Origin of the sequence: Bacteroides neonati (genome assembly GCF_000499785.1) — a bacterium.
In the GTDB taxonomy this organism is placed as follows: domain Bacteria; phylum Bacteroidota; class Bacteroidia; order Bacteroidales; family Bacteroidaceae; genus Bacteroides; species Bacteroides neonati.
Genome location: NZ_HG726023.1, coordinates 195,319 through 207,298, shown reverse-complemented (window position 1 = coordinate 207,298; position 11,980 = coordinate 195,319). Strand labels below are relative to the sequence as shown.

The window sequence follows — 11,980 nt, the reverse complement described above, 5'->3', positions numbered from 1 at the left end:
CAGATATAAATTTAATACCACTTCCCCTTTGCCGGGCAATGGTTCTATGTTTTTAAATAAGATGACTTGAAAATGTTTATTGCTTACCTTCCGTAAGCGTGAATCACGTAGAAACACAAATACTATCCATCAACCCCAAAGGGTCATGGTCATTGAGCACATGGATGTGACTGTATGTGGATAGTACTGCATCATAGTCCTGGTTTCTATCGGTGTTTTGATAAGATGTCGCAAAAGTAACAATAAAATCATTCAAACTATCACTTTTTACGATTAATTTCTGATAAAAAGATTATCACCGCGCAAACATTCACCGAGACGGGCACACACTTTTTTGACATTTTGTTATGAACTATCAGATATATATCTATCTTTGCAAAAAACATCTGCAAAAACAACGAGTATGACTGCCTTAAATGCTTCCGTATTGTTAATATACACCGGTGGAACCATTGGAATGATTGAAAATGCCGAAACCGGTGCGCTCGAGAGCTTCAACTTCGAGCAGTTGCAAAAACATATACCCGAACTTCAGAAGTTCACCTTTACCATCGACTCTCTCCAGTTCGACCCGCCAATGGACTCTTCGGACATGGAGCCCGAAGCATGGCGCAAGTTGGTACGCATCATCTTCGACAACTACGAGCGCTACACCGGCTTCGTCATATTGCATGGCACCGATACCATGGCTTATACAGCCTCGGCATTGAGCTTCATGCTCGAGGGGCTGAACAAGCCGGTCATTCTTACCGGGTCGCAGCTTCCCATCGGCGTGCTCCGTACCGACGGCAAGGAAAACCTGATGACCAGCATCGAGATTGCCGCTGCAGTCGATACGGGCGGACATCCGCTCGTGCCCGAGGTGTGCATCTTCTTCGAGAATCACCTCATGCGGGGCAACCGCACCACGAAGATGAATGCCGAGAACTTCAACGCCTTTCGCTCGTTCAACTATCCGCTGCTGGCCGAGGCGGGTATTCATATCAAATACAACCCCGCCGTCACCCATGCCGCCAACGACAGTCAGGTACTTACCCCTCATTACCTATTAGATACCAACATTGCCGTGCTCAAACTCTTTCCCGGCATTCACGAGAATGTGGTAGCCGCCACGCTCTCCATCGACGGATTGAAGGCCGTAGTGCTCGAAACCTATGGTTCGGGCAATGCACCGCGCAAGGTTTGGTTCGCCCGACTGCTTCGCGAAGCCAGCGAACGGGGCATCGTCATCGTCAACATCACCCAATGCAAAGCGGGAATGGTCGAGATGGAGCGATACGAAACTGGCTATCAGTTGCTACAGGCAGGCGTGGTGAGCGGATACGACAGTACTACCGAATCGGCCGTCACCAAGTTGATGTTCCTCCTGGGGCATGGCTATGCACCCGAAGAGGTACGCGAACGCATGAGCCGGTCGATAGCCGGAGAGATTAGCATACCGTAAGTTCAACGCATCGGAGCATCGTACCTAAAGGTTCCGACCATTCGGGGCAAAGGTTCCGACCCTTTTTCCTTTTACCCGGCAGATCGGAGGTTATTTACTCACTCATCGGCAGTTATCTCACCGATCATGATGGTAGAATAGGAGAAATTAAGTACTTTTGGAGGCTATTTATCAAATTGATCCCTCCATGGCCAAAGAGAAAACCGTTTATGTATGCAGTAACTGCGGACAAGATTCGCCCAAGTGGGTGGGCAAATGCCTCTCGTGCGGAGAATGGAATACGTACGTAGAAGAGATCGTGCGCAAAGAAGTACCGAACAAGCGTCCCGTATCGGGCATCGAAACGGCCAAGCCCAAACCCATCACCCTCAACGAGATTGAAGCGGACGACGAACCGCGCATCGACCTGCACGACGAGGAGCTGAACCGTGTACTCGGCGGCGGACTGGTGCAAGGTTCTCTGGTGCTGATCGGCGGCGAGCCGGGCATCGGCAAATCGACCTTGGTGTTGCAAACCATCTTGCGCATACCCGAGAAGCGTATTCTGTATATCTCGGGCGAAGAGAGTGCCCGACAATTGAAACTGCGTGCCGACCGTCTGCAAGCGCAGCACCACGGCAACTGCCTCATTGTTTGCGAAACATCGCTCGAACAGATTTACGTACACATCAAGAATACCACCCCCGACCTGATTATTATCGACTCGATACAGACCATCTCGACCGAGAGCATCGAATCGTCGCCCGGAAGCATCGCTCAGGTGCGCGAATGTGCGGCATCGATTCTGCGGTTTGCCAAGGAGACGCATACCGCCGTGCTGCTGATCGGACATATTAATAAGGAAGGAAGCATTGCCGGCCCCAAGGTACTGGAACACATCGTAGACACGGTGTTGCAGTTCGAAGGCGATCAGCACCACCTATACCGCATCTTGCGCAGCATCAAGAACCGCTTCGGCAGTACGGCCGAGCTGGGCATCTACGAGATGCGGCAAGACGGGCTGCGGCAAGTGAGTAACCCATCCGAACTGCTGCTGTCGCAAGACCACGAAGGCATGAGCGGTGTCGCCATCGCCTCGGCCATCGAAGGCGTACGCCCGTTTCTAATCGAGACGCAGGCACTGGTCAGCTCGGCTGTGTACGGCAATCCGCAACGTTCGGCAACCGGCTTCGACCTGCGACGCATGAATATGTTGCTCGCCGTGCTCGAAAAGCGGGTCGGTTTTAAGCTGGCACAGAAGGATGTATTCCTCAACATTGCCGGCGGACTGAAGGTGAACGACCCTGCCATCGACCTCGCCGTAATCAGTGCCATTCTTTCGTCGAACATGGATGCCGCCATCGAGCCGGGCATTTGCATGGCGGGAGAGATCGGGCTATCGGGCGAGATCCGTCCGGTGAATCGCATTGAGCAGCGCATTGGCGAGGCAGAGAAGCTGGGATTTAAACGGATTATCTTGCCCAAGCACAACCTGCAAGGAGTTGATACGAAGAAGATGAAGATCGAACTGGTGCCGGTGCGGAAAGTTGAAGAGGCTTTCAGGGCGCTGTTCGGATGACTTCACCACAGAGGACACAGAGGGCACAGAGGGTATAATAAGTAAAACAAGGAGATATGAGAGAAATAAATGAACTGACGAACAAGGTACTCGGATTAGCCTTTGAGGTACATACTCAATTAGGAGCCGGTTTATTAGAGAGTATCTACGAAGCCTGTCTGTTTCAGGAGCTCAAAGAACACGGTATCATCATAGAGCGTCAGAAGAAACTCCCTATTCATTATAAAGAGATGATACTGGATGATGGTTACAGGATTGACCTACTGGTCGATAACCAATTAATCATCGAGCTGAAAAGCGTGGAACAGCTCTTGCCGGTACACGCTGCCCAAATCCTCACTTACATGAAGCTCAGCAAAATCAATTATGGCCTGCTTCTCAACTTCAACGTACCGAGTTTGAGACATGGCATTAAACGTTTTATAGTATAAACATTAAAAACAAAAACACTCTGTGACCTCTGTGTCCTCTGTGGTGAACGTATGATACAAGAATACCAACTACGCATTCTCCCCGAGATTGCAGCTCAGGAGCAAACCCTGAAAACTTACTTAGGCAAAGAAAAAGGGATCGACCCCAAAGAGATTACCGCCATTCGGGTACTGAAACGAAGCATCGATGCGCGCCAACGCATCATCTACGTGAACCTGAAAGTGCGTGTTTATCTGAACGAAACCCCTACCGACGACGAGTATCCCCAAACCGTATATCCCAACGTCGAGGGCAAGCCGCAAGTGATTGTGGTCGGTGCCGGACCCGGCGGACTGTTTGCCGCCCTGCGCCTGATCGAACTCGGTCTGCGCCCCGTGGTGGTGGAGCGAGGCAAAGATGTGCGCGAACGCAAGAAAGACCTTGCGCTCATCAGCCGCGAGCACAGCGTGAACCCCGAATCGAACTACAGCTTCGGAGAGGGCGGTGCCGGCGCATACTCGGACGGAAAACTCTACACAAGGAGCAAGAAGCGCGGCAATACGGACAAGATCATGCACGTATTCTGTCAGCACGGAGCCTCGACGGCTATCCTTGCCGATGCGCATCCGCATATCGGAACCGACAAGCTGCCGCGCGTCATCGAGAATATGCGCAACACCATCATCGGTTGTGGTGGCGAGGTGCACTTCGAAACGCGGATGGAGAGCCTCATCATCGACAAAAACAAGGTGGCAGGAATCGAAACCAACACCGGCAAAACCTTCCTCGGCCCGGTAATTCTGGCTACCGGACACTCGGCACGCGATGTGTACCGCTGGCTGGCTGACCACAACGTAGCGATGGAACCCAAGGGTATTGCCGTAGGCGTGCGTCTGGAGCATCCCGCCGAGCTGATCGACCAGATACAGTATCACCGCAGCAAGGGGCGTGGCGAGTTTCTGCCTGCTGCCGAATACAGCTTCGTGACTCAGGTCGAGGAGCGCGGCGTGTACAGCTTCTGTATGTGCCCCGGCGGCTTTGTAGTTCCTGCGGCAAGCGGCCCGGAGCAGGTGGTGGTCAACGGTATGTCGCCCTCGAACCGTGGATCGAAATGGAGCAACTCCGGCATGGTAGTCGAGGTGCGCCCCGAAGACATCCCCCTCGGCGAGGGAGCTACCCAAGGGGACGTGCTTTCGGTACTCCGCTTTCAGGAGGAGATGGAACGGCAGAGCTGGTTGCAGGGCGGTATGCGCCAAACGGCTCCGGCACAGCGCATGACCGACTTCACCCGCAAGAAACTAAGCTACGACCTGCCCGAAACATCGTACAGCCCGGGATTGATCTCTTCGCCGCTGCACTTCTGTTTGCCCGACTTCGTGAGCCGTCGACTGCAACAAGGCTTCCAGCAGTTCGGACGAATGAGCCACGGCTTCCTCACCAACGAGGCGGTGATGATCGGCGTAGAAACACGTACCTCCTCGCCCGTACGCATTGTGCGCGATAAGGATACCTTGCAACACGTCGACCTAAGCGGACTATTCCCTTGCGGCGAAGGAGCCGGTTATGCCGGAGGAATCGTATCGGCAGGCATCGACGGCGAGCGATGTGCCGAAGCAGCAGCTACTTACTTAACTAAATAACAACATGAAACACGCACCCGAAATTGCTATCGTAGAGCCTAACACACTGACGACCATCGGACTGACCGGTATTCTGGAACGGATGATTCCGGTGGCAACAATACGGTCGTTCAGCAGCTTCGCAGAGCTGATGGACGACACGCCCGATATGTATGCACACTACTTCATCTCGGCACAGATCTACATAGAGCATACGGCCTTCTTCCTGCCCCGCCGACCCAAGACCATTGTGTTAGCAGGCGGAGAGAGTCAGCCGTTGCAACTGGCCAATGTACCGACGCTCAACATCTATCAAACCGAAGAGCAACTGGTAAAGGATATTCTCAAACTGCATCAGCATGCACACCACAACGAGCACACCACCGCAACCGGACATCCGCACGGTGGTTCGGGCACGGGCGAGCACGATCTCTCTGCCCGCGAGATAGAGGTATTGGCACTACTAACCAAAGGGTTAATCAACAAAGAGATTGCCGACAAGCTAAATATCAGTCTCACCACCGTCATCACTCACCGCAAGAACATCACCGAGAAGCTCGGCATCAAGTCGGTGTCGGGACTAACCATCTACGCGGTAATGAATGGATACATTGAAGCCGATCGTATATAATCCTAATAAATGAGGATTGTGCAACCCGTACTTTTCTTGTTACTTTGCAAACAAAAGAATAAATCAATGAAAAGAAACACATTGCTTATTGGGCTTACGCTTCTGGCGACAGGAAGCGCATGGGCCGAAGACCTTCCCAAAGACACCCTCAAAGTGGTAGACGTGGAAGAGATTGTAGTAATAGCCTCGCCCAAAGAGAACCGCAAGCTACGCCAACAACCCACAGCCGTGACGCTGCTGTCGCAAAAAGACATGCAAGCCAATCAGGTGAAATCGATCAAAGACCTCACCTCGGTAGTTCCCAATATCTTCATCCCCGACTACGGATCGAAGCTCACCTCGGCCATCTACATCCGCGGCATCGGGTCGCGCATCAACACACCTTCGGTAGGGCTGTACGTAGACAATGTGCCATACATCGACAAATCGGCTTTCGACTTCAACTACTCCGACATCGAGCGTATCGACGTGCTTCGCGGACCGCAGGGCACGCTCTACGGACGCAACACGATGGGGGGACTCATCAAAGTACACACCAAATCACCCTTCACCTATCAGGGAACCGATCTGAGACTGAGCGCAGGAACGTACAACAACTACAATGCATCGGTGACACATTATCACCGCTCGTCGGATAAATTCGCATTCTCGACCGGAGGGTTCTACGAGCATGCGGGCGGATTCTTCAAGCACAGCGATACGGGCAAGCGAGTGGACAAAATCAATGCGGCAGGCGGACGCTTCCGCGGCATTTATCTACCTACCGAAAACCTCAAGCTCGACCTCAACGTGAGCTACGAATACAGCGATCAGGGCGGATACCCGTATTTCTACACCGGAGCCACCAACCCCAAGGCAGAGAGACACGCCGACGACATCGGCAAGATAACCAACAACGATGCCAGCAGTTACTACCGCAACCTGCTCAATGCGGGATTGAACCTCGAGTATCAGGGCAACGGGTTCGTGCTGAGTTCGGTCACCGGATTTCAGCACCTCAAAGACCGGATGTTCATCGATCAGGACTTCTTGCGCGACGATACCTATACGCTCGAACAGAAGCAGCGTCAAAACACACTAACCGAGGAAATAACCTTCAAGAGCAGTGGCAACAACCGCCGGTGGGATTGGGTGACGGGTGCTTTCGGATTCTACCAATGGCTCGATACGAACGCACCGGTTACGTTCAAGAAAGACGGCATCGGCATGATTCAACAGTTGATGGATCAGGCCATGGCAGAATCACCGGTAAAAATTAAGCTTACCGACAGCGCAATGCCCATCCCGGGACAATTTGGCACCCCGTCCATGGGTACTGCCCTTTTTCATCAGTCGGTATTCAACGATGTACTTTTCGAAGGGCTATCTGCTACCGTTGGGTTGCGACTCGACTACGAAAAGATAAAGATCGACTACAACTCATCAGCTGCACTAAACTACGTCATGATGGGACGTCCCGGAGCTCGCAACGCCGAGTTCATCGGCAATGCCTCCAACGATTATCTGCAACTATTGCCTAAATTTGCCCTGAAATATAACTTCGACAGATTGAACAACATCTATGCCTCGGCCAGTCGCGGATACCGCTCGGGGGGGTATAATATTCAGATGTTCTCGGATCTTATCAGCGGACAGTTGATGCAGGCCCGCCCTACTAAGCCTACCGCCGAAGAGATTGAAGCTACCATCAGCTACAAACCAGAATACTCCTGGAACTACGAAGTGGGAAGCCACCTCACCCTTTGGGACGGAAAGCTGCAAGCCGATCTTGCTGCGTTTTATATGGACACTCGCGACCAACAGGTAGCGCAATTTGCTGCCAGCGGACTAGGACGCACCACGGTGAATGCCGGCAAAAGCCGTAGTTACGGTATGGAAGCGGCCTTACGCACCAACCTCACCGATGCACTAAGCCTAAGCGGTAGTTATGGATATACGTATGCAACGTTTACTGATTATGTCATTTATAAGAAAGATCCAAGCGGCACGCTCCAAGAGAAAGAGAACTACAACGGCAACTACGTGCCTTTCGTGCCCAAGCACACCTTCAATCTGGGTGCACAGTACCTGTTTACGCTGGCTCCGCGCTACTGGCTGGACCGCGTACAGCTCAACGCCAACTACAACGCAGCCGGACGCATCTACTGGACGGAGAACAATGCAGCCAGCCAAGCCTTCTACGGCACGCTCAACGGACGGGTCAGCTTCGAGAAGGGTAATGGAGCAATTGCTCTCTGGGTGCGCAATGCGCTCGACAAGAAGTACGAAGCATTCTACTTCGAGTCAATGGGCAACGGGTTCGAACAGCGAGGTCGCCCCATGCAATTGGGCATAGATATTCGCTGCCGATTCTAAAAAGAAAGAGGCAAAAGCTTGACTTTTCCTCTTTTATACTCCATATTTGTTATCGCAACCATGAATTAGGTTGAGACAGAACCGTATCAAGAGAGAAAGCTCGTTGGCTTTCTCTCTTTTTTTGTGTGCATAGTTCACAGCAGCCGACAGATATCCGTATGGTTTATTCGTTGATAGCTCCGCAGTGTGGGCATACACCTTTCTCGCGTAACTTGCCTCCACAGTTGCCACAACGGTACATATACCCTTTGTGTGTGCGCAAGCGGCTTACAAACAGCCATAGAAAGCATCCGAGAAAGAGGTAGCCGATGTAGATGTGCGTGGTCAGGATGAAGAAGAAATAACAGAATATACAGCACGACATCAAGCCCAGCAGATAAAACACCGCCGCTGCCGGGGTGAGCTGCCGGAACAGGTCGTCGAGCACGGCAAGCACCAGTACGATAAAACACCAGATACTGAGCAGAAAGATAGACAGCACGAGCGGAACCTTGAAAGGCGACAGCGTGGGATTGAAGTAGAAGTGCTGCCACGTATCGGGCACGAACACCTGCATACTCTCGTAAAGCGTAGCACTGAAAGCCATCAGTAGGCAGAGCAGTAGCGGATAGAGGCTATCGATGTCATTGAAATAGACCAATTGCAACTGCTTACGCCTGAAAGCGCGAAACAGATACACACCCACAAACAGGGCGAAGATAACCACGAAGTACGACGCATGGGTATCGCTAAAAAGGTAGATGAACTGCGAAATGCTATCGGTAGGCACAAAAGAGTGAATAAGCTCCTTCTCGCGCACCCAGCCCTGCTCCTCTTGCGTGTGCGCCAGCTTCACCCAAATGCTGTCGACACTGTCCGCCGGATGAACAGCAAACTCCGCCACCACGACCCTATCGCCTTTGTGAAGACTGAAGAAGGAGTCCTTGATCGGCAAGCGTTCAAGCACAACCGAGTCGGCTTGTACCTCAAAGTTAGTGTTGTACGTATAGTGGCGTTCGTGGAGATAGGTCAGCGAATCTTTGGTATGCTCGGTCAGTGTATCGGACGAAAGATCGGGGAGCGGATAGTGGCAGGCGGTAAGCAGCAAAACAAGGAGTATGCCTGCAAGAGTGTTCACCATAGCGTATGCAGAAGTCACGGAGGTTATGCCTCGAAAACCTCTGTGCCCTGTGTGTACGCTATGGTGACTATCGTTTTTCATACTGCACTCACTTTCATCTGGCAATTCTTACAATCGAACGTCAGGCGGTAACGCTTGCCATCCGTCGACTCCAAATAGTAAGGCTCTTTGTAGGGCGAACGCTGACGCTGATGAATCGGACACCAACCCATGCTATGGCGCAGGCAGTGCTTGCAGAACATCAGTACGGCATCCTCTACGGGCTCTTTCTCGAAAGCCGGAGCAATGGATTGTACCCCGTGGGCGGCATAGAAAGAGGCCGCTTGCGGATTCATCACATTGCCCAGATAGGTCAGTGTGGTTTGCGGAAACGCGTGGGTGGTGGGTTGAAGCACCGCTACCTCGCGCGGGTAGTTGGCTTGCCGCACAGCCAATAACTCGTCGACAGCCTGACGGCGCAGGTCGGCCAACGCCGAAGCGGGCAGGAACCAGTTGTCGGTCCAGTCAATATCGATCTGCGTAGCCTCAAAGGGAGTATTGCCGAGTTTGGACAGTTGCGTGCGCAGGTTGTCAGCTTGCGGTGTGCGAGCCGGCTCTTTCTCGCGCGGCAAAGCAAGGGTCACGCTGTTGGCATCCTCATCGGTGAGTACGAGCGAGAATCCGTTTTCAGTCTCTCCCAGCGTCATGGCTACGCCGATTTTCCGTTCGGCGGACTTACGTGCCAGCGAGCGTTCAAACTCCTGATCAAAGTTACGGTACAGCACCGTGCGCGGTTTGATGCGAGGCATCTCCTGCGGATAGAGCTTGTTGCCATCGACCCGATTGATGCGGAAGCCCTGCAGCTTGCCTTGCTCGTCGATGTAGCAAACGCCATCACCGTTGTTGAACGACTTCAGTCCGGCTACGGTAAGGTAGTTGCCCCGTGCCTCTTTCATCGTACCCATCTCCTCGCCCAGCGATTTAGGCGTATCGAACGAAGCCACTTCGCCTCCCCGTCCGTGAAGGAAGTAAGAGGTAAAACCACGGCTGAAGCTCTTGTCGAGCTGCGGTGTAAAGTCGAAACGGGTCGTTCCCGACGAGGCACGCACGTACTCCGGACGGCGCGACAGAATGCTGTCGAGCTTCTGACGATAGGCGGCCGTAACGTTCTTGACGTACGAAACATCCTTCAACCGTCCTTCGATCTTAAAGGAAGAGGCGCCTGCATCGAGCAGTTGTTCGAGTTCATCTATCTGATTGAGATCTTTGAGCGATAAGAGGTGCTTCTCTTGGGCAATAACCTTTCCGTCGGCATCGACCAGGTTGAAAGGCATGCGGCAGAACTGTGCGCAAGATCCTCGGTTGGCACTGCGATTGAAGCACGCCTGACTGACGTAGCACTGGCCGCTGTAACTCACGCAAAGCGCACCGTGCACAAAGATTTCGAGCGGCACTTCGGGGCAGGCAGTGTGAATGCCCCGAATCTCGCGTAGGGAAAGTTCGCGCGCCAACACAACCTGACGGAATCCGGCATCGGCAAGGAAGCGAACCTTCTCAGGCGTGCGGTTGTCCATCTGCGTACTAGCGTGCAGGGGGATGGGGGGTAGGTTGAGGGTGGTGATACCCATGTCTTGCACAATCAGCGCATCGACACCGATGCGGTAAAGCTCGTGAATCATCTCTTCCGTCTCCTTCAACTCCTCTTCTTTGAGAATGGTATTGATGGTGACGTAGATGCGGGCATTATACAGGTGGGCGTGGGCTACGAGAGCGGCGATATCTTCGAGCGAGTTGACCGCTGCCGCACGCGCGCCGAACTTGGGCGCACCGATGTACACCGCATCGGCTCCGTGGTTGATGGCTTCGATGCCACACTCGAGGTTCTTGGCCGGAGCCAGCAATTCTATTTTACGTTGCTTTATCATTTGATGTCGTCAATATTATAGGGAGTTTCCTGATAAACGAAGTAGTTGAGCCAGTTCGAGAACAGCAGGTTGGCATGCCCGCGCCAGCAAACTACGGGTCCTTTGTCGGGATCGTTATCGAGGTAATAGTGATACGGAACCTCTATCGGGAGGCCCTTTTCGAGATCGCGCCGGTACTCAGCATCGAGTGTGAGCGGAGAATATTCGGAGTGTCCGGTCACGAAGAACTCGCGTCCGCCGCGGGCCATCACCAGGTACACCCCCGATTCATCGGACTCGGAGAGCAGGGTCAGTTCGGGCACTTTCAGTATATCCTCTTTGCGTACCTCGGTATGACGGCTGTGGGGAACGTAGAACAAATCGTCGAACCCGCGGAAAATGGGATGCAACGGATCGAGCGTACGGTGGCGGAAGATACCGAACATCTTCTGCTCCAACGCATGCTTGGGCACACCGTAGTGGTGGTAAAGCCCCGCCTGTGCCGCCCAACAAATGTAAAGCGTAGAGGTGACGTGCGTACGCGCCCAGTTGAATACTTTGGTAATCTCCTCCCAATACCCCACCTCCTCGAAGTCCATCTGCTCGACCGGTGCGCCGGTAATAATCATACCGTCGTACTTATCGTTGCACATCTCTTCGAAATCGGTGTAGAACGTCTCCATGTGTTCGACCGACGTATTCTTAGAGGTATGGCTTTTGAGTTTCATAAAGGATATCTCGACCTGCAAAGGCGTATTAGAAAGCAAGCGTACCAAGTCGGTTTCGGTTGTTATCTTCAACGGCATGAGGTTAAGAATCGCAATACGCAACGGACGGATGTCTTGTTGCGTGGCACGCGAATTATCGATTACGAAGATATTCTCTTCCTTGAGCAATTCTATCGCAGGTAGCTTATCGGGCAAATTTAATGGCATGTGACTATTTACTATATGATCTGT

At 52.7% G+C, this 11,980-nt stretch carries 8 protein-coding genes and 2 pseudogenes; 7 read left to right on the top strand and 3 right to left on the bottom strand.

Annotated features, from left to right (window positions below; all coding sequences use genetic code 11):
• Positions 1-403 precede the first annotated feature (403 nt).
• The 7 genes and pseudogenes from TY03_RS13595 to TY03_RS13570 all read left to right on the top strand — a co-directional run.
• On the top strand, positions 404-1,444 hold the full coding sequence (locus tag TY03_RS13595; RefSeq protein WP_042370907.1) for an asparaginase: 1,041 nt from the start codon (positions 404-406) through the stop codon (positions 1,442-1,444).
• A gap of 187 nt (positions 1,445-1,631) precedes the next feature.
• Positions 1,632-3,002 carry a DNA repair protein RadA gene (gene radA / locus TY03_RS13590; RefSeq protein ID WP_042370905.1) on the top strand — a complete coding sequence of 457 codons (1,371 nt, stop codon included), beginning with the start codon at positions 1,632-1,634 and terminating at the stop codon, positions 3,000-3,002.
• 56 nt (positions 3,003-3,058) lie between these two features.
• On the top strand, positions 3,059-3,433 hold the full coding sequence (locus TY03_RS13585) for a GxxExxY protein (protein ID WP_042370903.1): 375 nt from the start codon (positions 3,059-3,061) through the stop codon (positions 3,431-3,433).
• A gap of 51 nt (positions 3,434-3,484) precedes the next feature.
• Complete coding sequence (locus tag TY03_RS13580) at positions 3,485-5,053, top strand: NAD(P)/FAD-dependent oxidoreductase (protein WP_042370900.1); 1,569 nt, start codon at positions 3,485-3,487, stop codon at positions 5,051-5,053.
• Between the two features lie 4 nt (positions 5,054-5,057).
• Positions 5,058-5,663 carry a helix-turn-helix transcriptional regulator gene (locus TY03_RS13575; protein ID WP_042370899.1) on the top strand — a complete coding sequence of 202 codons (606 nt, stop codon included), beginning with the start codon at positions 5,058-5,060 and terminating at the stop codon, positions 5,661-5,663.
• A gap of 9 nt (positions 5,664-5,672) precedes the next feature.
• Positions 5,673-6,122 (top strand): annotated as a pseudogene (locus tag TY03_RS23250) (Plug domain-containing protein); the annotation flags it as partial.
• 171 nt (positions 6,123-6,293) lie between these two features.
• Positions 6,294-8,018, top strand: a pseudogene (locus TY03_RS13570) (TonB-dependent receptor); the annotation flags it as partial.
• Positions 8,019-8,181: 163 nt separating this feature from the next.
• On the opposite strand, the gene TY03_RS13565 reads toward TY03_RS13570, so the two are convergent.
• The 3 genes from TY03_RS13565 to metA all read right to left on the bottom strand — a co-directional run bounded on the left by TY03_RS13565 (position 8,182) and on the right by metA (position 11,956).
• Positions 8,182-9,138, bottom strand: coding sequence for a hypothetical protein (locus TY03_RS13565; protein WP_042370895.1), 957 nt, complete (start codon positions 9,136-9,138; stop codon positions 8,182-8,184).
• 77 nt (positions 9,139-9,215) lie between these two features.
• A complete protein-coding gene (locus tag TY03_RS13560; RefSeq protein WP_042370892.1) occupies positions 9,216-11,042 on the bottom strand; it encodes a peptidase U32 family protein in 1,827 nt (608 codons plus the stop codon).
• The gene (gene metA, locus TY03_RS13555) at positions 11,039-11,956 is read right to left on the bottom strand and encodes a homoserine O-acetyltransferase MetA (protein WP_042370890.1); all 918 of its coding nucleotides are present in this window, start codon (positions 11,954-11,956) and stop codon (positions 11,039-11,041) included. The genes TY03_RS13560 and metA overlap by 4 nt, the downstream gene beginning before the upstream one ends.
• Positions 11,957-11,980: the final 24 nt, after the last annotated feature.

Coding starts and splice junctions, on each gene's coding strand:
- metA (WP_042370890.1), bottom strand. CDS start 11,956: ATGCCATTAAATTTGCCCGATAAGCTACCTGCGATAGAATTGCTCAAG.
- TY03_RS13575 (WP_042370899.1), top strand. CDS start 5,058: ATGAAACACGCACCCGAAATTGCTATCGTAGAGCCTAACACACTGACG.
- TY03_RS13585 (WP_042370903.1), top strand. CDS start 3,059: ATGAGAGAAATAAATGAACTGACGAACAAGGTACTCGGATTAGCCTTT.
- TY03_RS13580 (WP_042370900.1), top strand. CDS start 3,485: ATGATACAAGAATACCAACTACGCATTCTCCCCGAGATTGCAGCTCAG.
- TY03_RS13595 (WP_042370907.1), top strand. CDS start 404: ATGACTGCCTTAAATGCTTCCGTATTGTTAATATACACCGGTGGAACC.
- TY03_RS13565 (WP_042370895.1), bottom strand. CDS start 9,138: ATGGTGAACACTCTTGCAGGCATACTCCTTGTTTTGCTGCTTACCGCC.
- radA (WP_042370905.1), top strand. CDS start 1,632: ATGGCCAAAGAGAAAACCGTTTATGTATGCAGTAACTGCGGACAAGAT.
- TY03_RS13560 (WP_042370892.1), bottom strand. CDS start 11,042: ATGATAAAGCAACGTAAAATAGAATTGCTGGCTCCGGCCAAGAACCTC.